Source organism: Pseudonocardia sp., from assembly GCF_025465255.1.
Lineage (GTDB): Bacteria > Actinomycetota > Actinomycetes > Mycobacteriales > Pseudonocardiaceae > Pseudonocardia.
Window position 1 is genome coordinate 23,404 of sequence record NZ_JAODNI010000072.1, and the last position, 22,877, is coordinate 46,280.

The following is a 22,877-nucleotide window of genomic DNA, read 5'->3' on the forward strand; positions in this document are numbered from 1 at the left end:
CAGGAGAACGGCCCGGAGGACCTCGACCTCAAGCGTGAGCTGTTCGGTCGGATCGGGGCCGCCGCGCCCGCGGAGCCCTGGCATGGCCCGGTGCTGGGCCGACCTCGGCCGGCCGGACCTGGATCCCGAGACCGTCGAGGCGATCAGCGACGCGACCGAGCACGCCTACGACGACCGCGGGTATCCCGAACGCGCCGAGGACCGGGACCGCCGGGAGATCGCCGTCCTGTCCGCACTCGCCTCAGAAGGAGCACGACCATGACCGAGCAGCCCGCCGCGGACGAGCTGGGCGACCTGCCCGGCGACTTCTACGGCTACGCACACCTCCTGTCCCCCGACGAGCGGTCCGTGCTCGCGCGCGTCCGCCGGTTCCTGGAGGAGCGGGTCCGCCCTATCGCGCTGGACCAGTGGGAGAAGGCGGAGTTCCCGCACCACCTCGTCCCCGAGATCGCCGAACTGGACATCGCCGGGCTCGCCGTCGACTTCCCGGACCGCAAGGCGGCCGGCAAGCTGTTCGGCTCGTTCGTCGCCGCCGAGTTCGCGCGCGTCGACGCCTCGATCGCGACGTTCTTCGGCGTCCACACCGGGCTGGCGATGGGCACCATCGACCAGTGCGGCTCCGAGGAGCAACGCGACCGCTGGCTGCCGAGGATGCGCACGATGGAGGCCATCGGCTCGTTCGGGCTGACCGAGCCGAACGGCGGCTCCGACGTCGCCGGCGGCCTGCACACCACCGTGCGCCGCGACGGCGACGCCTGGGTCCTCAACGGCGCCAAGCGCTGGATCGGCAACGCCACCTTCGCCGACCTCAACATCATCTGGGCGCGCGACGAGGCCGACGGCCACGTCAAGGGCTTCGTCGTCGAGAAGGGCACGCCCGGGTTCACCGCGCGCAAGATCGAGCGCAAGACGGCGCTGCGCACGGTGCAGAACGCCGACATCGAGCTGGTCGACTGCCGGGTCCCGGGCGAGAACAAGCTGGCCAAGGCGAACTCGTTCCGGGACACCGGACGCGTCCTGCGCGCGACGCGCGGGGGCGTGGCCTGGAGCGCCGTCGGCGCGATGATGGGCACCTTCGAGCTGGCCCGCGACTACGCCGTGACCCGCGAGCAGTTCGGGCGGCCGATCGCGAAGTTCCAGCTGGTCCAGGAGCATCTGGCCACGATCGTCGGGAACGTGACGTCGTCGCTGGGCATGGCCGTCCGCGTCGCGCAGCTGCAGGACCAGGGCGTCTTCCGGGACGAGCAGGCCGCGCTGGCCAAGCTGTTCTGCACGACCCGGCTGCGGGAGAGCGTCGCCCGGGCACGGGAGATCTTCGGCGGTAACGGCATCGTCCTCGACTACGAGATCGCCAAGGTGTTCAACGACGCCGAGGCGCTCTACTCCTACGAGGGCACCCGCGAGATCAACTCGCTGATCGTCGGCCGGGCGGTCACCGGACTCGGCGCCTTCGTCTGAGTCGCCCGCCCGGTCAGTCGCCCTTGACGTTGACGATCTGGTGGAGCGTGTGCCTGATCTCCACCAGATCGGCGGCGTCGGCCATGACGACGTCGATGTCCTTGTACGCGGCCGGGATCTCGTCCAGGAACGCCGGGGAACGGTTGTACTCGATGCCGACCATGGCCTTGTCCATGTCCTCGAGGGTGAAGCGCCTCTTGGCGGCCCTGCGGGCGTACACGCGCCCGGCACCGTGCGGGCTGCTCGTGAACGAGAGGGCGTTGCCCTTGCCCTCCACGACGTAGCTCGCGGTGCCCATGGACCCGGGGATGAGGCCCGGGCGGCCCTCGTCGGCCTGGATGGCGCCCTTGCGGGACAGCCAGACGTCGCGGCCCAGGTGGTGCTCGCGCTGCGTGAAGTTGTGGTGGCAGTTGATCCGCTCCTGTTCCTCGACCGGCGCACCCATCAGGCGGTTCACGTCGTTCACGAGGCGGTCCATCATCTCCTCGCGGTTGAGCAGGGCGAAGTGCTGCGCCCAGTTCAGGTCCCGGATGTACAGGTCGAACTCGGGCGTGCCCTCCTCCAGGTAGGCGAGATCCCGGTCCGGGAGCCGGACCGAGTTCTTGCGGCACCGGTCCTGGGCGACCCTGATGTGGTGCGTGGCGATGGCGTTGCCGATGCCCCGCGACCCGGAGTGCAGGAACAGCCAGACGCGGTCGAGCTCGTCGAGCGTCACCTCGATGAAGTGGTTTCCCGAGCCGAGGGTGCCGAGCTGACGGTCCCACCTGGTGCGGGTCAGCCTGTCGTAGAAGTCCAGGCGGTCGGCGGCCTCCTGCTCGAGGGTCTTGACGCGCGGGGCGGCGGTGTCGCTGATCCGCCGGTTGTAGTTGCCCGCGCTGAGCGGGATGCTGCGCTCGATCCAGTGCCGGAGCCGCGCGAGGTCCTTGCCTGCCATGTCCTGCGAGGTGAACCCGGTGCGCAGCGCGATCATGCCGCAGCCGATGTCGACCCCCACCGCCGCCGGCATGATCGCCGCGGGCGTGGGGATGACGGAGCCGACCGTCGCTCCCACGCCGAGGTGGGCGTCCGGCATCAGCGCCAGGTGGGGCTGGACGAACGGCATGCTCGCCGTGCGCTCGGCCTGTTCCAGAGTGGCCGGGTCGAGGATCGAGGCCCAGCTGTACAGCTTCTCGTTGATCTTCTGCATTCGCCTTCCTCTTCCTGGTCGTCCGATGCCACGTCGCGTGAGCCGGCCGGCCTCGCGCCGGTGGTACCCACGACACGGCACTTCATGGGTCGTCTCCGCCGGCCTGGGTCGCCGGATGGCCGCACCGGCCCGCCGAGCCGACACGGCCCGTACCGGGGCGAGGCGCAGCGCGACGAGCTGATGGTCGACTTCCTCGCCGAGGGCGTGCAGGCCCGCCACAAGTGCTACTGCGCGGCAGCCACATGGCGACCGGCGGCTTCACCGCGGATCGCATGCTGCGGTTCTGGGAGGAGTGGGGACGACCACCTACGTGCGCAGGGGCCGGAACTTCGCCCGGATCGGGGCGGACATGAGCTGGGCGATCGCTCGTCGCCCCGGACTTCGTCGCGGACCTGACCCGCTACGAGTCCAGGTTCAACCTCTGGGCCCACCGCCACCCGCAGGTCACGGCGTGCCTGTACGACCTGGACCAGTTCGGTGGCGAGGTGATCGTCCCGATCGTGAAGGTGCACCCCAAGGTGTGGGTGGACGGCCTCGTGGTGACCAACCGGTATTACCTGGACAGCGAGTACCTGCTCGCCGACGAGGTCGAGGACCTGGTCCGTGACGGCGTCTCCGCCGGTGAGAGCCCTCGCCCTCCGCCGCGGGGTGGGCGGCCCTTCTGGGCCCGTGGTGCCGGATGTAGTTCCGCGTGCATCGACAGCGGGGCCTGGCCCAGGTCGCCCTCCTGGCCTACGCGTTGGCCCGGGGCACCCCACGAGCTGACCTGCCACGTCGCGCGCGGCACGACCGACCTCGGGGCCCGCCCGCGGCCGCCCGGCGGCGCCGACCCGCCCCGGGCAGGGGGCGCCGGGCATCCCCCGGGACCACGAGCTCGTCCGGGATAGCCGTGGAACGCAGCGACGACGCCGTGACCGTACGGCTGGCCGTGCAGCCGGCGTAGACGCCGTCAGATCGAGCCGCGCAGGACGTTCCACGCCCGGGTGGCGACGTGCATGTTCAACCGGGTGTCGACCTCGCTCAGGTCGTGGTCGCCGAGTTCCCGGATCCGGCGCAGCCGGTAGCGCAGGGTGCTGCGGTGGATCAACAGCGCCCGGGCGGCGGCGTCGTAGTTGCCGCCGCACTCGAGGTACTGCCACAGCGTCAGGACCAGGTTGGAGTGGTTGGCCGAGTCGTAGTCGAGCAGCGGCCCCAACCACTCGCGGACGAACCGGCGGACCTCCTGGTCGTCGTCACCGAGGGCGAGCAACCGGTAGATGCCGAGATCGTCGTACACGACGACGCCCGTCGGATCCGCCGTCTCCAGCCGGATGCGCAGCGCCCGCTCCGCCTCCGCGAAGGAGCGCGGGAGCCCGGAGGGGGTGCGGCACACTCCGCCGACGCCCATCGAACCCGTGCCGGACCGCATCCTCCGCCCCAGCGCGCGGAACATCTCGTTCCACCGGTGGCCCTCGGCCCACGCCTCGGGCCTGCGCACGACGACCACGACGCGTCCTCCGCGACGGGCCTGCAGGACCCTGGCGTCCAGCACCGTGTCCGCCGCCCGGTCGACCGCCCTGATGAGCGCCTCGTCGGGGTGGTCACCGGTCCACTGCACCACGAGCACGTGGTGCGGACCGCGCAGGTCGTGGCCGAGCGGGTCCGCGCGCAGGACGGCGCTCTCGTCGTCGGTGCCGGTCAGCAGGTCGTCCACCAGCTGCCGGCGAAGCCTCAGCTCCGTCTCGGCGAGGCTGCGCCGGTGGACCAGCTCCATGGCGAGCACGACGGCGCCGTGGGCGAGCGCGAAGGTCTCGTGCTCACCGGCCCGCCGGTCCGGGTCGACGAGCACGATGACGCCGAGCACCTCCTCCCGGGGCTGGGCCACCGCGATGAGCCGGTCCCTGTCCCGGATCGGCAGCGGACTCCGGCGGGCCTCGGCCAGCAGCTGGGTGCGCCGGGGTGCGGGGATGGGGGGATACCGCTCCGGGCGGCCGGGACCGGCCCAGGCCTGGAGGTTGCCGAAGCGGTCCTCCACGGCGACGCCGAGGCCGGTGAGCCGGAACAGGGCGTCGGCGATGCCCGGCTCGCCCGCGCCGGAGGCGGCCACGGACGCGAGCGCCTCGTGGGCCTTCCGACGTCCCTCCATGGCGGCGACGCTCGTCAGGAGCTCCCGGTTGACGCCCTCGAGCTCGGAGTTGGCCGTGCGGAGCCGCTGAGCGGTCTCCCGCTCCCGGGAGTAGAGCGCCGCCCCGCTCAGCGCGCTGCCCGCCTGCTGGGCCAGCATCCGCAGCAGGAACCGCCGGTTCTCCGACGGTTCGGCGTCCGCGCCGACGACGAGGTACCCGGCCTGCCCGCCGAGAGCCCGCAGGGGGTAGGCCCACATCCAGGCGGCGTCCGTCCCGTCGACCGATCCCTCCCGCCCGTCGAGCTCGATCAGCCGCGCGGTGAGGTCGGGCCGGACGACCGTGCGGCCGTTGGGCGCGTGCAACCGCATGTCGTCCCCGGCCAGCGCGGTGACGAGGGGCCGGCACGAGGTCAGCGACGCGACGGAGGAGACCGCGAGGCGGAGGATCTCCTGCTCGTCGTGCCGATCGGACATCACCATCCCGAGCACGAACAGGCTCGTCAGGCTCGAGAGATGCTCGCGCAAGGCGGCCATCGGTTCGACGTCCTTCATCTCGCATCCTCGATCCGCGGCGTCCGGGCGAAACGGTGGGAACAACGATGTGGCCCGTGCCGGGTGCGCGAGAGTACGCCCGGGCTCGGCCCGTCCGGCACCGCTCGGTGGTCCGTGGCGGACCGGCTCACTCGGCGAACAACCGCCGCAGCCAGTTCACCCGCGCCGCCCGCGCTTCCCGGGACAGGGCGGCGCCGGGAACGACCGAGTCGAAGCCGTGGAAGGCCCCGGGCCAGATGTGCAGCTCGGCCTGCCCGCCCGCCTGCCAGAGCCGCGTGGCGTAGTCGACGGCCTCGTCGCGGAAGGTCTCGACGGCGCCGGCGTCGACGAACGCCGGTGGGAGCCCGGAGAGGTCGGTGGCCCGGGCCGGTGCCGCGTAGAGGGACACGTCCGGCCCGCCGGCGGCCTCCCCGAGCAGGGCGGACCACCCGGTGGCGTTCGACGTGAGATCCCACAGACCCTCCCCGTCGAGCTCGGTGCTGGAGTGGGTGCGGGCGCGGTCGTCGAGCATCGGGCAGATCAGCAGCTGGGCGACCAGCCCGGGGCCACCGCGGTCGCGGGCGAGCAGGGCGAGCGCGGCGGCGAGACCACCACCGGCGCTGCCGCCGCCGACCGTGAGCCGGTCGGCGTCGACGCCCAGCTCCCCGGCGTGCCCGGCGACCCAGGACAGCGCGGCGTAGCAGTCCTCCACCGGGGCCGGGTGGGGGTGCTCCGGGGCCAGCCGGTACTCGACCGAGGCGATCACCATCGGCACCGCGCGCATCCACTCGAGCGCCCAGTCCAGGCCGACCCTGCGGTGGCCCGCGACCATGCCGCCCCCGTGGACGTGCAGCATCGCCGGGAGCGGAACGGCCCGGTCGGCGCCCTTCGGCCGCAGGACCAGGAGGAGCACGTCCGGCGCGCCGGCCGGACCGGGCACCGGGAACTCGTCGATCTCGACGTCGGCCAGCGCCTCCTCAGGGATGCGGTACTCGTCGCTGATCGCCCTGAGCGCGCCGATGCGGTCCGGCGTGATCGTCGGCGGGTTCACCTCGTGGACGAGCGTGAGCGCCTCGGCCAGTTCGGGATCGAAGGGTGGGTGGAGTCTGCTCATCGAGTCGGCTCCTCGTCGAGTGGGTGAACGGTAGTGTCCGGCCATCGTCGGTGCCACGAAGGGACGGGCCATGACCGAGCGGAACCTCGCCCAGGAGGACACCCACAAACAGGCCGTCCAGGCGGCCTTCGACGACTGGGCGGCCGGCCGCGGGGGCCCCTTCGACCTGCTGGCCGATGAGGCCCGCTGGACCATCGTCGGGAACAGCCCGGTCTCGAGGACCTACGAAAGCCGGCAGGAGTTCCTCGACACGGTGATCGGGCCGTTCAACGCGCGGCTGTCGGAGCCGCTCGTCCCGACCGTCCGTGCCGTGTACGCGGACGGCGACTGGGTCATCGCCCTGTTCGACGCCTCCGGTTCCGCCCACGACGGCGTGCCGTACCGCAACACCTACACCTGGTACCTGCGGCTGGCGGACGGCGCGATCGTGGAGGCCATCGCCTTCTTCGACACCCTCGAGTTCACCGACCTCTGGAACCGCGTGACCCCGGCCGTGGACGGAGGCCTCGCCGGATGACAGGGTCCGTGATCCGTCAGGTCGTCGCGATCAGCACGCTCGCCGTGAGTGCCGCGCCCAGCCCGAGGGACTGCTTCCACGTGAGCCGTTCGCCCAGCACGGCGATACCCAGCAGGACGGGGATGACGGGATAGAGGGAGGACAGTACGACGGCGACCGCGACCAGTTCGCTTCTCGTGGCGAGCAGGTAACACGTGAGGGCGAGCGCGGCCAGTGCCCCGGCGAGAGCCGCGGCGAGGCCGTGCCCGGCTCGGGCTCCGGCCCGCCGAGAGTTCCTCGCGGGCTCCTCGACCGCACGCACCAGGAGCCTGGACAGCACGGCGATGGCGACGATCGCGGTGAGGCGCCCTGCGAGGACGGGCCACAGCCCTGAGCCCGGGCCGGCCTGGGCGAGGGCGAGGTACTGCAGGGCGATACCCGTACCGGCGGCGAGTCCGTCGGGGAGCGCGGCGTTCCCGTGGTCGCCGGTGGTGTCCCGGCCGCGGGACACCGCCCACAACGCCGGGACGGCGACGGCGACCCCTGCCCAGGCGAGCGGGGTGGGCCGCTCACCGAGCACAACGACACCGACGAGTACGGGCAGGGCGACACCGCCGACGGCACTGACCGGTACGACCACGCTCATGGCGCCGCGGCTGATGCCGCGGAACAGGAACGTCATCGCCAGCCCGGTACCGACGCCGGACAGGCCGCCCCAGGCCAGGTCGGCGGTCGCCGGCGCCGTCGTGGAGACCAGCGGTGCGACCACGGCTGTCGACAGGAACCCGCCGAGCTGTCCGAGGAAGGCGACGCGGAGGAACGAGGTTCGGCGCGACACCACTCCGCCGAGGAAATCCGACAGGCCGTAGCTGATCGACGAGGCGAGTGCGAACAGAGCGCCCATCGGTCAACGCCCCTGTTCGCGCTCGGCCTTCCCGACCGGGCACGGTGCACTCGCCGTGCAGCTGGCACGGTCGCACAGACGGCACAGCAGCTCCGAGCTGCCGACGCGGGTGTAGAGGCGGGTCAGGAGTTTGGCGAGCAGGTCTGCCAGGGTGTCCTGCTCGCCCTCATCGAGGACGGAGACGAGCTCGCCCAGCGGCTCTCCACGGGCTGTGAGGAGGAGGGAGGCGGCGTGGCGACCTGCGGACGTCGGCTGCACGCTCACCTCCCGCCCGGGACCCGGGCGTCGGTTCACGAGGTCCGCCGCCTGCAGGGAGTCGACCATGCGTGCGGCGGCCGGCTGGCTCAGACCGACTCGCCGGCCCAGTTCGGTCACGCTGAGCCCGGGCGAGGCGGACAGAACGACGAGCGCAGCGGCTCCGCTGGCGCTCACCCCGGCTGCTCGCGTCGTGTCGTCAGTGACGAGGTCGGCCACGGCGAGCGCGGCGGCCCCGAGGAGGTTCGCGGTGCGGGCCCCGTCATGCATGACTCATGCATAACACCCGGCGAGGGCGCAGGGAAGCGCGGGCGGAGGTTCCGAGGCGAGGATCCGGGCGCCTCCTGCGCGGCGATCGGGCCCGGTCCGACCGCGGGCCGTCGGGCCAGCGGTCGCGCTCCTCGCGTCGAGTGGGTCACCCTTGTCGGGTGGCGGCGGACTTCTACAGCATCCGGTTCAGCGCCGATCCCGTGCAGCTGACGTTCTTCAGGTACGGGCTCGGCAGGTGGTTGGAGGGGCTGCAGTGGCCCGAGGGGGAGCGCGACGAGGTGATCCTGGCGGTCAGCGAGGCGTGCACCAACTCGGTCCAGCACGCCTACCCGGTCGGCTTTCCCGGGGATGTCGAGGTCGTGGGCCGTCTGGTCCTCGGGCTGTCCCGGCGCCGGGTCGCGGTCACGGTGCGGGACTGGGGGGAATGGCGCTCGGAGACGGGTGGCAACGGCTTCGGTCTCGTCGTCGTGCGCGGGTGCATGGAGCGGGTGAACGTCCGCCATGACGGGCACGGCACGGTCGTGACCATGGTCAGTAGGCCGGTTCCGTCGATCGGTGCGGTCACGTCTCCGGCGGAGGCGGGCAACCAGGGCCCTTCTGGTGTGTGACGTGGGTCATAGCGGGTATGCGGTCCCTGTCCGTTGCAGAAGCGAGGAGAGGACCCGACGCTGTGTCTACCACCGAGACGGGCCAGGTCACTGGCACCAAGGACAAGGACTACAACCTGATCTGGTTCACCGAGGCCTGCTTGAGCAACGCCCTCAGGCTCGAGACCTACATCCAGGACGCCGAGCGCGACGGCGACAACGACCTCGCCGAATTCTTCCGGCGCGCGCAGGCGGAGAGCCGGAAGGGCGGCGAACAGGCGAAGGAGATGCTGACCCGCCGCCTCTCCGGCTGACCGCGCAACCGCACGACGAGCGAGCCTCCTGGTCCGGGATAGGTCCGACATCCCGACCAGGAGAGCGCGCCGAGTTCGGGCAGCGTCGCGGGCGCCGCGTCGTGACGGTCAGTGGGCCGCGGTGAGGACACCCCGGGCCCGGTACTCCAGGGCGTGTGTCGCCGGCCGGGGCAGCGTCCAGCCCGTTCGCCGTCGCAGCTCGGACAGCCGCGCCGGCGCTCGTCGGTAGGCGGCGTGGCGCTCGGCCTCGTGCGGCGTCGACTCCGCCGTGGCGGGCAGCTTGAGTGTCTGGTCGAGCAGCGCGCGTTCCCCGGGGCGAAGCGCGCGGCCCGGATCCGGTCCACCGCGTCCACCGCGGCCGCCCAGGCGCGCTCCGCGGCGTCGGCAGCGCGGGCGAACTCCGCCGCGGCCAAGGCGGCCCGGATAGTTCTCGGTACGCAATGCGATCGCCGCCGCGAAGGCGTCCACGAAGCGGGCGGTCGCCGGAAGGGTCACGTCGGCCAGGGCCGGTCGTGCGAGCACGGCTACGGGATCGCACTCGAACGTGCGAAGGCCTGTGCCGTCCGTCCGTGACGTTCCACGGCCGCCTGCCACCGGTCGCGCTCCTCTCGCTCGCGGCCCGGCAGTCCGCGCAACTGCTCGATCAACAGCCGGTCGTATCCGTGGTGATGCATCAGGAAGCCCAGAACGGCCAACCCGATCAACAGGGCCGGCAACAACAGCCACAGATCCGCATCGGGGCCACCGCCGTACGGCCCGTGATGAACGCCGAACCCGTGCCCGCCGTGAGGACCGGGAGGTGAATCGTCGAAATCAGGCATACCGTCACTCCCGATGGGGTCGTCTCGGGGGACGGTACATCGAGCCGTCGCCACGTCAGCGGGCCGCGCGGAGATGCGGCGCCCTCTTCAGGAATCGTTCAGGTAAGGCTTGGAACGCCGTGATCAGCGCGCCTGCCTGCGCGGACGAGGCATCGGGCACGGGCGGCCGCGTCAGTCCTTCATCTTTCCGCCGCCGCCGTTCCCCTTCTCGTCCCTCTCGCCTTCGCCGTTCTCGTCCTGGTTCCGTCCGTCCTTCTCGGACCGGTGATCCGCTTGCGGATAACCGTCTCCGGAGCCGACCATCTCCATTCCTTCCGCCGACCCGGCGCGCCGTTCTTCCTCCCGATCCGTTCCCGGCGAGGACGCGGAAGGCTCGGGAGCGGAACGTCCGGGTCTCGAGTCGCTCGGATCGACGACGGCGCTCCGATCCATGCCCGCCTGGCCGACGCCGGCCACCTGGTCGACGGCCGCCCGACCGACGACGGCCGCTTCCTCGACCGCCGCCGCCGGCCCGACCACGGGAGCCGGTGCCACGACCGGCGGGATCGCCGCGGCAGCGGGTGACAGGCCACCGTTCGCGGTGGGGGCGGGTCCGGCCGCTGACCGATCGCCGGCCGTCGTCGTGGCGGGCGCCGGGGCCTGCAACGCCATCGTGCCGAGCCCCGCCGCGGCGATCAGGACGGCGGCCGCCGTTCCGACGAGCACGGAGCTTCGCCGTGGAGGGGTTGTGCGGGACCTGTGGGGTGGCACCGGTTCCCGGACCGCCCGCGACGAGAGCCGGTCCCGCACGTCGGCCGCGGTCGGTCGGGTGGCGGGGTCGTCACCGGTCATCGCGCGGAGCACGGGGCGCAGCGGTTCGGGAAGGTCGTCGGGTACCGCCGGGCGCCGGTGCAGGCGGGAGACGGCCGACTCGACGAGGCCCCCGGGGTACTCCCGGCGTCCTGTCACGGCCTCCAACAGCACGAGTCCGAGCGCGTAGATGTCGGCGGCGGGCCCCACGTGCTCGCCGCGGATCTGCTCGGGCGCCATGTAGGCGGGGGTGCCGATGGCCGCGCCGGTGGTCGTGATTCGGGTCGCGTCGACGAGCCGCGACGCGCCGAAGTCCGTGAGGAACGGGCGTCCCTGCCCGTCGAGCAGGATGTTGGCCGGCTTGAGGTCGCGGTGGATCACGCCCTTCCCGTGGATGTAGGACAGGGCGTCGGCCAGCGAGGTCCCGATCGCCGTGACCTGCGGAGCCGGAACGGGCCCACCCAGCAGGCGCTGGTACAGCGTCTCGCCGTCGACGAGCTGCATGATCAGGTAGAACCGGCCGCGGTCGTGCCCGGTCTCGTGGACCGCGACCAGGCCGGGATGGTCGAGCCGGGCCGCGGTGTCGTCCTCACCGAGCCGGGGCGGCAACCCGTGCAGGAGCATCAGTTCCGGGCTGAGCAGCTTGACGGCGACCTGCCGGCCGGTGGCGCGTTCGACGGCCCGGTACACCTCGGCGGTCGCTCCCACCCCGAGGAGCTCACCGAACCGGAACCGTTCGGCCAGCGACGGCGTGTCCTCGGGGAGTGCGCTTGTGCTCATCCCGCCCGGGGTACCCCACGCCGTGTCGTCGACACCTCGGGCGAGGCCGGGCGCCCCTTCCGTCCCCCGCACGTCCGCCCACCGGGCCGAATGGGGCATCCTCGGATGCGCCCGGCAGGCCCACGCGCGGACGAGCGAGGTCCGCGATCGTCGTCGGGGACAGCGCTGCGGCCGCTCGACGTCGGAGGCACCATGATCCTGGTGACCGGGGCCACCGGCCAGGTCGGCTATCGCCTGGTGGAGGAGCTGACGGACGCCCGTGAGCCGGTCACGGGCATGGTCCGCGTGGAGGCGAAGGCCCTGGACCTGCCCCCCGCGGCGGGCCACGTCGTGGCCACCCTGGACGGCCCACCCTCCCCGGACGTGCTGCGGACGTTCGACCGGATATTCCTGATGAGCCCGTCGAGCGAGGAACAGGTCGAGCTCGAGATCGCCTTCATCGACGCGGTCCTTGCGGCGGGGCACCGCCCGCACCTGGTCAAGCTCGCGGCCGACGGGTTCCAGGACCCCGACTGCACCGTGCGGTTCATGCGCAACCACCGTCAGGTCGCCGCGCACATCGACGCCATGGACCTGCCGGCCACCTACGTCGCACCGAACCTGTACATGGAGAACCTGCTGACGGCGACGGACACGATCCGCGAGCAGGGCGTGGTGTCGGCGCCGGCGGGGGACGGCCGGGTGGCGTTCATGGCGGCCGCCGACGTCGCCGCGGTGGCGGCGCGCGCGCTCACCCTCGACGGACCGGACGACATCTACGTCGTCGGCGGGCCCGAGGCGTTGAGCTACGCCGATGTCGCCGCACGGATTTCGGCGGTGTTCGCCCGCCAGGTCGAGTACGTCGACATCACCCCGGACGAGGCGAGCTCCACGATGCTCGCCGCGGGCTTCTCCGACTGGCAGGCGGAGGGCATGGTCGAGCTGTTCGAGTGGGTGCGCGGCGGTGCCTGCGCCGCCGTCACCGACGATGCGCGGACGCTGACCGGCGAGTCCCCCCGCCCGCTGGAACGCTGGCTGGACGATCGCCGCGGCGCGTTCCTCGGGCTGTCGCCGGACACCCGCGAGGCCCGTTTCTGACGCCGGCAGGCCGGGTGGCGTGGGCCGTCCGACGCCCGGCCCACGCCACCGAACTCCGTGAACGTCAGCGGCCCGCGTCCCACCCGTGCAGGACGTCGAGCACGATGCGCGTGTCGCCACCAGGCCCGGCGAGGGTGAAGACACGGAAGGGCAGGCGGGCGCGGACCCCGACACCGACGGTCGTGTACCCCTCGAACGACCCGCCGAACACCACGCTGCGCAACGTGGGAGAGCCGACGACGTTCGCGACCGGCCCGATGCGGGCCGGATAGGTCGGCGCGCCCTGCTCGTCGGTCGACGGGTGGTGCAGCACCACCGACAGCCGCGCACCCCCGGGCACGGCCAGGGGTGCGCCCGATCCGTCCTGGACGACGGTGTCCACGTACCGCACGTCCCAACCGGCGCCGACGGAGCCGGCGACCTGGAAGACGACCCGGTCCCAGCACCGGTCGTGTCCGGTACGAATCGCGACCAGCGGCGAGGTGCTCATCAGCGCCGCCGTCTTCGGCTGCGAGCCGACGGTCGGGTCGCAGGCGGGCGCCGCGGCAGCGGCGGGCGCACCCACGACGAGCGCGCCGGTGAGTGCGAGGAGCAGGGCGACGAGCAGTCGGGCGATCGTGGTCATGGCGAGTCCTCTCGCGGCGGTGGCACATCCGGCCACGTAGTGATAGACGTCACAGAGCGCACGAGGTTGCGGCGCCGGGCCGCCGGACGTCCGCCGCGAGGAGAGGAGGCCGTCGATGCTGCGGAACCATCGCTCACTCCTGGCGTCGGCGGCACTCGCCGTCGGCGCCGGAGCCGTCGCGAACCGGGTGAACATGCTCGCGTTCCTGCGCAGGATCCTCTGGGCGACCGCAGCCGGGGGCGCGGCCGTCGCCGTCAACGAGGCGGCAGGCAAGCCCGTGCCCTTCCTGCGGTGGTCGTTCCTGCGGCTCGCACTCGGGATGAGGCGCCTGCAGCGGGAGTGGCAGGTCGGCGACGGCCGCGAACAGGCGCTCGCCGACCACGTCCTGGCCACCGCCCGAGCAGGCGACGTCGACGACGCGATCCATGCCGTCGACGAGTTCTGCCACACCCGCAAATTCATGATCAATATCGGCGACGAGAAGGGCGAGATCCTGGACGCCGCGGTCCGCCGCGCCCGGCCCCGGCTGGTCCTGGAGCTCGGCACCTACTGCGGGTACAGCGCCCTGCGGATCGCCCGCGCGATGCCCTCGGCCAGGGTCTGCTCCGTCGAGTTCAGCTCCGCCAACGCGGCCGTCGCCCGCAGCATCTGGCGCCACGCGGGCGTCGCGGACCGCGTGAGCGTGATCGTCGGGACGCTCGGCGACGGCGGCGCGACGCTCGGGACCCTCCGCGACGAGCACGGCCTCGGCCCCGGCACGCTCGACCTGCTCTTCCTCGACCACGACAAGAAGGCCTACCTGCCCGACCTGGAAACCATCGAGGCCGCCTGCTGGCTCCGTCCCGGATCCGTCGTGGTCGCCGACAACGTCGGCTTCCCCGGCGTCCCCGGGTACCGCGAGACGATGCGGACCGTCGACGGAGGCCGCTGGCGCACCACCGAGCACCGCACCCACGCCGAGTACCAGTTGCTCCTGCCCGACCTCGTCCTCGTCTCCGAGTACGTCGGCTGATCGGGCGCGCGGGACGGGAGCCAGGGGTATCTCATCGGCGCTTTCCGTGCTCTCCTCAAAGGACGACATGGACGACCGGGGGAGCACGGACCGTGGCCCGACAAGGCGCGAAGGACCTGGCGGAGTTCTGCACCGAGGTCGAGACGATCAAGGACGTGGTCGAGAGGCTCACCGCGATCAGGGATACCTCGGCGGCGGACCTCGTACAGCCGCAGATCGACGGGATCTCCTGCTTCTCGCGGCTCTACTGCACCATCACCACGAACATCCTGGAGACCGTCGAGGGCAGGCGGGAGAAGCGGGAGTTCCGCGATCCCGACTTCCTCACCCTGCTCGACCTGGAGTTCGCCCGGCGCTACCTCGCGGCGATCCAGAAGTACGCGACCGGGGCGAAGGACACGCCCCGCTGCTGGGCGGTGCTGTTCGACCGCCGCGACGACCAGGACGTCGGGCACCCCAACTTCGCGGCCGCCGGGGTGAACGCGCACGTCAACTTCGACCTGGCGTTCGCCCTGCTCGAGACGTGGAAGATCTACCCGCCGACCGCGGACCGGAGGTACGACTACGACCTGGTCAACGACATCTTCGCCGAGGAGATGGACGACCTGAGGGAGGACTTCGGCGCGTTCCTCGCCGAGACCGAGGAGGGCGGGATCCTCGACAGGTTCGGCAACGCGGCCTCCGACCTGCTCGTCCGCGTCACCCGGTACCTCGCGTGGGAGGCGGCCGAGCGGGTCTGGGAACACCGCGGCGATCCGGCGGAGTACGCCGAGGCCGTCGAGGAGGAGCGTCAGCGCCTCGACGACAGCGCCCGGTTCCTGGGCTGGCTGCTGCTCAGCGCGCGCGGCCTGCCCTGACCCCGCCTCAGAACGGTTCGTCCGAGGTCCGCGTGAAGAGCCGGGTTGCGGCGTGCAGGTTCAGGAGGTTCTCGGTGTCGTGCAGGTCGAGTCGGGTGAGCTGATTGATCCGGTAGACGCGGTAGCGGGCCGTGCTGGGGTGGATTCCCAGAGCCCGGGAGGTGGCGGTGTAGTCGCGGCCGTGCTCGAGGAACGTCGAGAGGGTGGTGACGAGTTCGAGGTGGCCGAACATGTCGTGCTCGATGAGCACGCCGAGCCAGTCCTGGACGAACCGGGCCGCGTCCGGGTTCGTCTGCGCGATCGTGGTGATGCGCGAGGCGTGCTGGTCGCCGGCCGGACCGGTGGAGGAGGTCCGGGCAGGGTGCGGTGGCTGGTCGGTCATGGCGAGTGCGGCTCCGAGACTCTCGGCGACGGGGACGGCCGGGCCGACGCCGCGGGGCGACAGGTGGCTGAGCATCCTCGGATCGGCGCCGATCAGGGCGAGCCTCGCCAGTGGCCAGCCGCCGGCCTGTGTGGTGGCGGCGGCGAAGACGGTCGCGCAGCCGGGGTGGCGCAACTGCAGGCCGGACAGGTCGGCGACCACGCAGCCCGGGCCGTCGAGCAGTTCCACCAGTGTGGTGCGGGTCGCCGCGATGGTGTGCATCGACAGCACGCCGACCAGCTGCACCACGACGTATCCGTGGGCCTGCTGGATCACCACCTCGACCGAATCCTTCATCCTCGGGCCCCCTCCCGGAGGTTCGGCTCCGACGTCGTCGGGTGCCGCCGGACGATCTACGGGGGCGGCGCGCAGCGCGCCGGGGACGAGGGAGTGGACGGAGGGGGCGGCGGCGACGACGCCGGCCGCTGGGGGAGTCCGTTCCCGGTGCACATGGTCGTCCTTTCCGAACTTCGGTAGTGCGTGCCCCGGAAGTGCTGCACGGTCATTCCTGCACTCGGGGCGAGATGCTGTTCCGAGGGACGGTAGCCCGACAATGGCGGCTTTGTGGAGGTTCCGTCGAGAAATATGCCACTTGGCGGAAGCGACCGGCCACCCTCGGTGATTGACTGCGGTACTCCATCCGGGCCTGCGGAGAACAGAGGAGTTCACTGCAGGCCGTTCGGCGACTGGCCGACCAAGGCATCCCCACCGCCGAGGCCGCGCGTACGGTGCTCGCGGCCTCACCGCAGACGCTCGGCCTGCCTCCCGAGGTCGACCCGGTCGCGCATCAACTCGGGGCCGCCGCGCTGGACCTCGACGGGCCCGCGGTCCGCCGGCTGCTGGCCGACCACCTCGCGTGCACCTCGGTCGAGGCGACGTGGGAGAACGTGCTCCGCCCGGTCCTGGCCGCGATCGGTGCCGGTGGGCGGACCTGGCCCACGGCATCGCCGTGGAGCACCTGATCTCCCATATCGCCACGGGTCGAGCTCACCCGCGCCGTTCAGCCCGTCGACCCGGCCGGATCGACGGGGCCTGCGGTCCTGCTCGCGTGCACGCCCGAGGAGCGGCACGAGCTGCCCCTGGTCGCGGTGTCCGCCGCACTCGATGCAGCCGGGATCGTCAGCACGCTGCTGGGTGCCCGGACGCCGGCCCCGGCCCTGGGCGACACCGCGACCCGAGCTGCCCGTGCCGTCATGGTGGTCCTGGCCCTGACACCCGACGTGACCGATCCCTCGGTCTTCGACCCCATCCCCTGCCCGGCCGACCTGGTCGCGGCAGGCCCCGGATGGACGCCGGCCGGGCACGCGCCGCCCGTCCTGCTCGTCGACGGCCTCGCCGCCACGGTCGAGACACTCACCCGGCTCCACGTGGCGCACGGCTGCGGCTCGATGGCGTGACGCTCCCGCGGGGCGCGAGGCCGTTCCAGGCGGCGGCCCGGCGTGGCGTCGGTCGTGGTGGCCGCGGGCTGCCGAGGCCAGGTCGACGGACGGTCTGAGGTCCTCCAACGCGGCCCGCAGGCGGCGCGGCACCTGCGGTGAGGCGGCTCCGGCGAGCCGGAGTTCGTCGAACGCGAGCCGGACGTAGCAGTCCCAGCCGAGGATGCGTTCGATGAGCCGCACGTCGCCGGGAACGGCGCACGCAGGGGGTGAAGACCGCGTTGCCACCGGCTCCTGATCCGAATGAGCCACCCCTCGATCAGCTCGAGCCGTTTCGGGTGGCCCCCGCCGTTGATCCGGATACACGGTCCGGCGGCGTGCCTTCCGTACTTCTCGGTGGAGTCGTGCGCCGGCGGATCGCGCAAGATTCGTCGAGGCCGGGGATCGATGGCGCGCAACCGAATGCCCAGGATGCGAACCCACGTCCTGTCGGTATGGCCGAGGCATATACGGCATCCGGGCGACATCGGCTCCGCCATATGTAGCAATTCGCGCGGCCAAGTGGAGGCAGCGGCGGACGGACGAGGGCGAGTTGCTGGACCGGCTCCCGTCGCACCACCAGACTGGCACTCCCGGTTGTCTCGGGGCGACCGCTGGGTGCTGGGGGAGGATCTGTGGCCGATCTCGGGATCGATCTCGGCACCGCGAACACCGTCGTGTGCCACGCCGACGAGGGCATCCTGTTCGACGAGCCGTCGGTACTCCTGCTGCGCGGGACGCGCGCCCGTCGCGGGCGGATCATGGCGATCGGCCGGGAGGCGTCGGAGCTGATCGGGCGGGCACCCGCGGGGTTCACCGCGATGCGGCCGCTGCACGACGGCGTGATCGTCGACCTGGAGACGGCGCAGCTCTACCTGCAGGCCGTCCTCCGCCGGATCGCGCGGCGCCCCTGGCTGCGGGGCAGGGGCCGGGTGGTCATCGGCGTGCCCAGTGGTGCCACGACGCTGGAACGGCGCGCGCTGCTGGAGGCTGCGGACGAGGCCGGCATGAGCGGCACGACGGTGCTCGACGAGTCGATCGCCGGCGCGGTCGGCTGCGGGATCGACCCTCTCGAGCGACGTGTCCACATGGTCGTCGACGTCGGAGGGGGCACCGCGGAGGCGACGGCGTTCTGCTTCGGGGGCGTGGTCGCCTCCCGGTCCTGCCGGGTGGCCGGCGACGAGATGACGGTCGCGGTCCACCAGCACCTGCGCGAACACCACCAGCTCGCCGTGGGGGAGCAGGCGGTCGAGGAGGTCAAGGTCCAGGCCGGTTTCGACGCCGAGCCCAGCCTCGTCGTGCACGGGCGGGACATCGGGTCGGGCCGCCCGCGGCTCGAGACGATCCCGGTCGCGGAGATCACGGAGGTCCTGCGGCCGATCACCGACACGATCGTCCGGACGCTCGTGGGCTGCCTGGAGGACCTGCCGCCGCAGGCCGCCGGGGACGTGCTGGCCGACGGGATCCTGATGTTCGGCGGCGCCGCCCTCACCAGCGGTTTCGACCAGAGCCTCGAGCGGGCGTTCGGCCTGCCGGTGAAACGGGCCGAGAACCCGCTGACCTGCGTCGCCGAGGGTGCCGCGCGGTGCCTGCGGAGCCCGGGCGTGTTGGAGGCCTACGGCCGCACCTGAGCGCCGCCGCGCCTACGGCGACTGCACCGGCGCGGTGGCGAGCACGTCGGCCTGGTGGCCGAGGTAGTACCGGAGCCCGTCGGCGACCACCGTCCCTGCGTTGTTGGCGCCCGTGCCGGGACCCTGGACGAGCGCCGTCATGACCACGCCGGGATTCGGCATGGGAGCGGCGGCGGCCATCCAGTTGTCGTAGCTGTCGGCGGACAGGCTCCCGTCCTCCGCGGTCCCGGTCTTCGCCCCGACCGGCACGGGCAGGCCCGCGAGCCGGGTGGCGGTCCCACCGGTCACGGCCGCCCGCATCCCGTCCCGGACCGGGCCGAGGGAGCCGGCGAAGGGGATCGGGGTCGGCGGGGTGACGGGAAGGGCGATGAACGCGCCGCCACCGGGGCCGGTGGCCAGGCCCAGCCGCGGGGTGACGAGCTGTCCGGTGGCGACACCGGCCGTCCACCGGGCGTTCTGCAGCGGCGTGACCTGCAGGTAGCCCTGCCCGATGCCGAGGATCACCGTCGAGCCGCCGTACCAGACGCCGCCGCGGTCGTGCACCGACCGGGGCGTGCCGAGGTAGCCCGCCGACTCCGCGGGCAGGTCGATCCCGGTCGGCGCGCCCACCCCCAGCGCGTGGGCGGTGTCGATGAGCGAATCGGGCCCCAGTGCGTTGGCCAGCTTGTAGAAGTACACGTCGTTGGACCAGGCGAGGGACTGCACGAGGTCCATCGGGCCCATCGGCTTCCAGTTGCCGAACGTGTGGTCGCCGAGGGTGAAGCTCGCCCCGGTGGGGATCACCTGCTCGGGCGGGAACACCGGGTGCGCGGTGGCGGCCGCACCCACGACCAGCTTGAACGTCGATCCCGGCGGCACGGCGGCCTGGGTCACGTGCTCGATCATGGGGTGGCCCGGTGCTGCGGCGGCGGCCTGCAGCGCGCCCGGGTCGACCGGCGGACCGTAGACGCTGTTGTCGTAGGAGGGCAGGCTCGCGATCGCCAGGACCTGGCCGTCGCGCGGGTCCATCGCGACGGCGGCGCCGATCGCGCTCGGGCTCCGCTGGCCCCGCAGCGCCGTCTCGAGGCTCCTGGTCAGCTGCTGCTGCAGTCCGAGGTCCAGCGACAGCCTCAGATCGGCGCCCGGCAGCGGATCCGTGCGCGCACCCATCGCCACCGGCACACCCGCCGGCGTGACGTACACGCACTGCTGGCCGTTCGTCCCGCGCAGGACCGCGTCGTACTGCTGCTCGAGGCCGGCCCGCCCGACGATCTCGCCGGGCGGCAGGTCCGGCCACCGCTCCAGGTCGGCCGGCGTGGCCACCCCCGCGAACCCGAGGACCGGGCCGAGGAGGGGCCCCGTCGGGTAGGACCGCCGCGGCTCCGGCACGACCAGCACCCCGGTGATGCCCGCCGCGATGACCGCGTCCCCGGTGGCCCGGGGGACGTCGGCCACCCGGAGCGCGATGGTGGTCGCGGGCACACCGTCGAGGGCGGCGCGCACCGCGTCGACCGGCTGTGCGGTGAGCGCGGCGAGCCGGGCGACGTCGTCCGGCCGGGACCGCAGCACGGCGGGCACCGCGACGACCTGGTCGACCCCGGTGTCCGAGGAGGCCGTACCGGTGGCGAGCGGGGCGCCGTGCCGGTCCGTGATAGCGCCGCGCTGGGCGGGGATCCGGATGCAGCGCGTCATCTGCTCCTGCCCCGCCGCGCTCAGCGCCGCGCCGTCGGCGGCCTGCACGTTCCAGCCGTAGAGCCCGAACGCCACGAGCAGCCCGGTCAGCCCCAGCGCGGTCGCCCGCACCAGCCGCGGCCTGGCGCGCCAGCGCGGCACCGCCCACAGCCGCCGGCGCGCCCCGTCCCGGCGCACCCCGAGGACGACCCCGAGCGCCACCAGGTGCACCAACAGCGCCGTCCCCCCGATGCTCAGCAGCGGGAACGGCACCCCGGCCAGCGGCAGCAACCCGAGGTTGCCGCCCAGCGACACGACGATCTCCACCCCGAGCAGGACCGCGAGACCGCCGCCGACGAGGGCCCCGTGCGGCGTGCGGGGCGCCCGGCTGGCCAGGGCGATCCGCCACACCAGCACGATCGCCGCCACGACGACGAGGCCGCCCGCGACCAGCCCGAACTGTTCGACGACGCTGGCCAGCGCGAGGTCGGACTCCCGCTCGGGCAGGTACTGGGCCAGCAGGTCGGTCAGCGGCCCGCCCGAGTGACCGAAGATCGACCCCGAGCCCAGGGCGATGCGCGCCTGCTGCACCGCCCAGCCCGCGCCCGTGGGCGACACGTGCGCGCCGACGAGGAAGCTGCCGAGCCGCTGCACCTGGTAGGGCCGCAACATCCCGATGACCAGTGGCGTCGCCACGGCGGCCGCGGCGAACATGGGCAGCAGGAAGCGCGCCGGAACCCGGCCGATGATCAGCATCGCGACCGTGAGCACGGCCAGCAGGGTCGTCGTGCTGAGGTCCGGCTGGAGCAGCGTGAGCCCGATCGGTACCAGCGCGAGCCCTATCGCGAACACGAAGCGCTGCCACGGGGCGCGGTCCGAACCGAGGACCGCGGCGAGCACGAGCAGCAGTCCGAGCTTGGCCAGTTCGGACGGCTGGAAGGTGAACCCGCCGATGCCGATCCACCGGGTGGCGCCGTTCGCCGAGACCCCCAGGACCAGCACCGCGCCGAGCAGCAGCACGGCCAGGAGGTAGGTGACCCAGCCGAGGACGGCCAGCAATCCTACCCGGAACCGCCACAGGACGGCCACGAGGGCGATCCCGGTTGCGCCGACCGCCGCCTGCCGGGCCGCCGTGGCCGGGCCCTCGACCGCATCGAGGTTGGCCAGTCCCAGTCCGACCAGGACGAGCGCGGCGAGGATGGCCAACACGTCGAAGGCGACGCCACCGGGGTCCTTGCGCCGCAGCCTCTCGTTCGGCGGGGGGTCGTGCGGCGTTCCGGGCGAACCACCACTCTCCACGATCAGCACACCATCGCCCCCTCGGGCGGTCAGCGGGACGGTTCGGCAGGAATCGTGCACGAGGCCTGCGCCGGGACGGACACCGGCGCGCTGGCCGCCGTGTCGGGCGCGCCGGTCAGGGCCAGCACGGCGAGCGCGTCACCGGGTGGCATGGCGAGCGCGTCGATCGCGTCGGCGCGATCGCCGTTCGGCGGGATCGTGACCGTCCCGCCCGGAAGGACCACGACCGTGCCGGTGCAGCGGTCGACGACCTGGAAGGCCCAGTCGACGGTCTGCGGCCCGGGACCGGGGCGCAGCCGCACCTGCACCCGCGCCTCGCAGGCCTGGCCGGGAGCGCAGGGGCCCAGCGTCCGCAGGTCGACGGCGGTGACGGCGCCCGCGGTGGGCGGGGCCGGGGCGACGACCGGGGCCGGTTCCCGGGCGGAGGCGTCCGACGTCGTCGAGCCGGTGCGACCGGCGTCGAGGAGCGCCGCGATGTCTCGGGCGATCTGGTCGTGCAGGAACGCGAATTCGACCGCGATCACCGTGACGAGCACGAGGAGCGAGACGGTCCACTTCCACGTCCGGGCGGCGACGGAGCGTGCGAGGGCCAGCGGAGCCCGGCCTGCGGCGGGAGCGGGCGGCGCCGACGGCCGGGGTGCGGTGCCGGCCCCTCCGGGCGCCGGACCGGCGCCCCGGCCGTATGCAGCGGCGACCAGCCGGGCGAGCTCGGCCCGTGCCGCGGTACCGCCGGAGGCATCGGCGTCGCGCAACCCCGCCGCCACCGCCGCGACGGTGCCGCCCGGCCGGGTCGCTTCGACGACGGCCGCGTCCAGCGCAGCCAGCCGCTCGACCGTTCGCGCGTCCGGGTGCCGGGCCGTCCGCCGAGCGGCCCCGCCCAGGTCGTCGAGCAACGTAGCGACGGCGGTGAGGTCGGGTTCCCCCGTCTCCGGGAGAGGTCCGTCCACTTGCGCCCGGTCGGCCACCCGCGCCCGATCGACCAGCCATGCCCGGCCGTCCGGTCCGACGTGGACGTCCTTCGGGGACAGCCCTTCCCCTCCGGCCGCGTGTCTGGACTCCAGCCCGGCCAGCACGTCGGCGCCCAGCGCGAGGGCCTGCGAGGGAGTAATCCCGGCGATCTCGAGCAGCCGGGGGAGGCCGAGGCCGGCCGGCTGCTCCACGTGCGGCTGGACCACGACCTCCGGGCGCTCTTCCGGTGGTCTCGGCCGGTCGCGGGTCGTCGTGGGTGCTCCACCATGGCGTGAACCGAACAGCACCATTACAGGCCATCCTCAGGGGACT

24 protein-coding genes are annotated in these 22,877 nt (G+C 72.9%); 12 read left to right on the forward strand and 12 right to left on the reverse strand.

The features are described from left to right. Positions 1-82: 82 nt before the first annotated feature. Both JWP64_RS07325 and JWP64_RS07330 read left to right on the forward strand, forming a co-directional pair. A complete protein-coding gene (locus JWP64_RS07325; RefSeq protein ID WP_297493804.1) occupies positions 83-262 on the forward strand; it encodes a hypothetical protein in 180 nt (59 codons plus the stop codon). Next, entirely contained in the window at positions 259-1,458 is a 1,200-nt protein-coding gene (locus JWP64_RS07330) for an acyl-CoA dehydrogenase family protein (RefSeq protein WP_297493806.1), read from the forward strand. Before JWP64_RS07325 ends, JWP64_RS07330 begins: the two co-directional genes overlap by 4 nt. Positions 1,459-1,471: 13 nt before the next feature. On the opposite strand, the gene JWP64_RS07335 is transcribed toward JWP64_RS07330, so the two are convergent. After that, the gene (locus tag JWP64_RS07335) at positions 1,472-2,644 is read right to left on the reverse strand and encodes an RtcB family protein (RefSeq protein ID WP_297493807.1); all 1,173 of its coding nucleotides are present in this window, start codon (positions 2,642-2,644) and stop codon (positions 1,472-1,474) included. 392 nt (positions 2,645-3,036) lie between these two features. On the opposite strand from JWP64_RS07335, the gene JWP64_RS31415 reads away from it, so the two are divergent. Next, positions 3,037-3,531: a hypothetical protein gene (locus JWP64_RS31415; protein ID WP_366889546.1), complete on the forward strand. Its 495-nt coding sequence runs from the start codon at positions 3,037-3,039 to the stop codon at positions 3,529-3,531. Positions 3,532-3,593: 62 nt separating this feature from the next. Here JWP64_RS31415 and JWP64_RS07340 read toward each other — a convergent pair whose 3' ends face one another. Together JWP64_RS07340 and JWP64_RS07345 are read right to left on the reverse strand one after the other, a co-directional pair. Beyond that, positions 3,594-5,300, reverse strand: a complete 1,707-nt coding sequence (locus JWP64_RS07340) for a helix-turn-helix domain-containing protein (RefSeq protein ID WP_297493808.1) — start codon at positions 5,298-5,300, stop codon at positions 3,594-3,596. Between the two features lie 127 nt (positions 5,301-5,427). Further along, complete coding sequence (locus tag JWP64_RS07345; protein WP_297493810.1) at positions 5,428-6,393, reverse strand: alpha/beta hydrolase; 966 nt, start codon at positions 6,391-6,393, stop codon at positions 5,428-5,430. A 70-nt stretch (positions 6,394-6,463) separates the two neighbouring features. On the opposite strand from JWP64_RS07345, the gene JWP64_RS07350 reads away from it, so the two are divergent. After that, complete coding sequence (locus JWP64_RS07350; protein ID WP_297493811.1) at positions 6,464-6,910, forward strand: nuclear transport factor 2 family protein; 447 nt, start codon at positions 6,464-6,466, stop codon at positions 6,908-6,910. A gap of 16 nt (positions 6,911-6,926) precedes the next feature. Here JWP64_RS07350 and JWP64_RS07355 read toward each other — a convergent pair whose 3' ends face one another. Beyond that, entirely contained in the window at positions 6,927-7,793 is an 867-nt protein-coding gene (locus tag JWP64_RS07355; protein WP_297493812.1) for an EamA family transporter, read from the reverse strand. A gap of 3 nt (positions 7,794-7,796) precedes the next feature. Next, a complete protein-coding gene (locus JWP64_RS07360) occupies positions 7,797-8,267 on the reverse strand; it encodes a MarR family transcriptional regulator (protein ID WP_297493813.1) in 471 nt (156 codons plus the stop codon). Positions 8,268-8,476: 209 nt separating this feature from the next. On the opposite strand from JWP64_RS07360, the gene JWP64_RS07365 reads away from it, so the two are divergent. Together JWP64_RS07365 and JWP64_RS07370 are read left to right on the forward strand one after the other, a co-directional pair. After that, entirely contained in the window at positions 8,477-8,926 is a 450-nt protein-coding gene (locus JWP64_RS07365; RefSeq protein ID WP_297493814.1) for an ATP-binding protein, read from the forward strand. 62 nt (positions 8,927-8,988) lie between these two features. Beyond that, entirely contained in the window at positions 8,989-9,219 is a 231-nt protein-coding gene (locus tag JWP64_RS07370) for a hypothetical protein (protein ID WP_297493815.1), read from the forward strand. Positions 9,220-9,327: 108 nt separating this feature from the next. Here the strand turns inward: JWP64_RS07370 and JWP64_RS07375 are convergent, their stop codons facing one another. From JWP64_RS07375 to JWP64_RS07385, 3 genes are all read right to left on the reverse strand, one after another. Further along, positions 9,328-9,741: a hypothetical protein gene (locus tag JWP64_RS07375; protein WP_297493816.1), complete on the reverse strand. Its 414-nt coding sequence runs from the start codon at positions 9,739-9,741 to the stop codon at positions 9,328-9,330. Positions 9,742-9,743: 2 nt separating this feature from the next. After that, on the reverse strand, positions 9,744-10,040 hold the full coding sequence (locus JWP64_RS07380) for a hypothetical protein (protein ID WP_297493817.1): 297 nt from the start codon (positions 10,038-10,040) through the stop codon (positions 9,744-9,746). A gap of 171 nt (positions 10,041-10,211) precedes the next feature. Continuing rightward, the gene (locus tag JWP64_RS07385) at positions 10,212-11,609 is read right to left on the reverse strand and encodes a serine/threonine-protein kinase (RefSeq protein WP_297493818.1); all 1,398 of its coding nucleotides are present in this window, start codon (positions 11,607-11,609) and stop codon (positions 10,212-10,214) included. Between the two features lie 201 nt (positions 11,610-11,810). Here JWP64_RS07385 and JWP64_RS07390 point away from each other — a divergent pair, with 201 nt between their 5' ends. Further along, positions 11,811-12,686: an NmrA family NAD(P)-binding protein gene (locus JWP64_RS07390; RefSeq protein ID WP_297493819.1), complete on the forward strand. Its 876-nt coding sequence runs from the start codon at positions 11,811-11,813 to the stop codon at positions 12,684-12,686. Positions 12,687-12,750: 64 nt separating this feature from the next. On the opposite strand, the gene JWP64_RS07395 is transcribed toward JWP64_RS07390, so the two are convergent. Next, positions 12,751-13,311 (reverse strand): hypothetical protein, encoded by a 561-nt coding sequence (locus tag JWP64_RS07395; RefSeq protein ID WP_297493820.1) that lies wholly within the window; start codon positions 13,309-13,311, stop codon positions 12,751-12,753. Between the two features lie 115 nt (positions 13,312-13,426). On the opposite strand from JWP64_RS07395, the gene JWP64_RS07400 reads away from it, so the two are divergent. Next, positions 13,427-14,323, forward strand: coding sequence for an O-methyltransferase (locus JWP64_RS07400; RefSeq protein ID WP_297493821.1), 897 nt, complete (start codon positions 13,427-13,429; stop codon positions 14,321-14,323). Between the two features lie 92 nt (positions 14,324-14,415). After that, a complete protein-coding gene (locus JWP64_RS07405; RefSeq protein WP_297493822.1) occupies positions 14,416-15,180 on the forward strand; it encodes a DUF5995 family protein in 765 nt (254 codons plus the stop codon). 7 nt (positions 15,181-15,187) lie between these two features. Here JWP64_RS07405 and JWP64_RS07410 read toward each other — a convergent pair whose 3' ends face one another. Continuing rightward, positions 15,188-15,898, reverse strand: coding sequence for a CdaR family transcriptional regulator (locus JWP64_RS07410; RefSeq protein ID WP_297493823.1), 711 nt, complete (start codon positions 15,896-15,898; stop codon positions 15,188-15,190). A 431-nt stretch (positions 15,899-16,329) separates the two neighbouring features. Between JWP64_RS07410 and JWP64_RS07415 the strand changes: the two genes are divergently transcribed. The 3 genes from JWP64_RS07415 (at position 16,330) to JWP64_RS07425 (ending at position 18,647) form a co-directional block, all read left to right on the forward strand. Continuing rightward, the gene (locus JWP64_RS07415; RefSeq protein WP_297493824.1) at positions 16,330-16,563 is read left to right on the forward strand and encodes a hypothetical protein; all 234 of its coding nucleotides are present in this window, start codon (positions 16,330-16,332) and stop codon (positions 16,561-16,563) included. Positions 16,564-16,689: 126 nt separating this feature from the next. After that, positions 16,690-16,998 (forward strand): hypothetical protein, encoded by a 309-nt coding sequence (locus JWP64_RS07420; protein ID WP_297493825.1) that lies wholly within the window; start codon positions 16,690-16,692, stop codon positions 16,996-16,998. Positions 16,999-17,651: 653 nt separating this feature from the next. Further along, positions 17,652-18,647 (forward strand): rod shape-determining protein, encoded by a 996-nt coding sequence (locus tag JWP64_RS07425; RefSeq protein WP_297493826.1) that lies wholly within the window; start codon positions 17,652-17,654, stop codon positions 18,645-18,647. Between the two features lie 12 nt (positions 18,648-18,659). Here the strand turns inward: JWP64_RS07425 and JWP64_RS07430 are convergent, their stop codons facing one another. Both JWP64_RS07430 and JWP64_RS07435 read right to left on the reverse strand, forming a co-directional pair. After that, the gene (locus tag JWP64_RS07430; protein WP_297493827.1) at positions 18,660-21,605 is read right to left on the reverse strand and encodes an FtsW/RodA/SpoVE family cell cycle protein; all 2,946 of its coding nucleotides are present in this window, start codon (positions 21,603-21,605) and stop codon (positions 18,660-18,662) included. A gap of 20 nt (positions 21,606-21,625) precedes the next feature. Continuing rightward, complete coding sequence (locus JWP64_RS07435) at positions 21,626-22,771, reverse strand: hypothetical protein (protein WP_297493828.1); 1,146 nt, start codon at positions 22,769-22,771, stop codon at positions 21,626-21,628. Positions 22,772-22,877 lie beyond the last annotated feature (106 nt).

Excerpts from the sequence above, each read along its gene's own strand:
- JWP64_RS07340 (WP_297493808.1), bottom strand. The coding sequence starts at position 5,300 with ATGAAGGACGTCGAACCGATGGCCGCCTTGCGCGAGCATCTCTCGAGC.
- JWP64_RS07345 (WP_297493810.1), bottom strand. The coding sequence starts at position 6,393 with ATGAGCAGACTCCACCCACCCTTCGATCCCGAACTGGCCGAGGCGCTC.
- JWP64_RS07410 (WP_297493823.1), bottom strand. The coding sequence starts at position 15,898 with ATGAAGGATTCGGTCGAGGTGGTGATCCAGCAGGCCCACGGATACGTC.
- JWP64_RS07325 (WP_297493804.1), top strand. The coding sequence starts at position 83 with ATGGCCCGGTGCTGGGCCGACCTCGGCCGGCCGGACCTGGATCCCGAG.
- JWP64_RS07400 (WP_297493821.1), top strand. The coding sequence starts at position 13,427 with ATGCTGCGGAACCATCGCTCACTCCTGGCGTCGGCGGCACTCGCCGTC.
- JWP64_RS07385 (WP_297493818.1), bottom strand. The coding sequence starts at position 11,609 with ATGAGCACAAGCGCACTCCCCGAGGACACGCCGTCGCTGGCCGAACGG.
- JWP64_RS07355 (WP_297493812.1), bottom strand. The coding sequence starts at position 7,793 with ATGGGCGCTCTGTTCGCACTCGCCTCGTCGATCAGCTACGGCCTGTCG.
- JWP64_RS07350 (WP_297493811.1), top strand. The coding sequence starts at position 6,464 with ATGACCGAGCGGAACCTCGCCCAGGAGGACACCCACAAACAGGCCGTC.
- JWP64_RS07380 (WP_297493817.1), bottom strand. The coding sequence starts at position 10,040 with ATGCCTGATTTCGACGATTCACCTCCCGGTCCTCACGGCGGGCACGGG.
- JWP64_RS07335 (WP_297493807.1), bottom strand. The coding sequence starts at position 2,644 with ATGCAGAAGATCAACGAGAAGCTGTACAGCTGGGCCTCGATCCTCGAC.
- JWP64_RS07330 (WP_297493806.1), top strand. The coding sequence starts at position 259 with ATGACCGAGCAGCCCGCCGCGGACGAGCTGGGCGACCTGCCCGGCGAC.
- JWP64_RS07395 (WP_297493820.1), bottom strand. The coding sequence starts at position 13,311 with ATGACCACGATCGCCCGACTGCTCGTCGCCCTGCTCCTCGCACTCACC.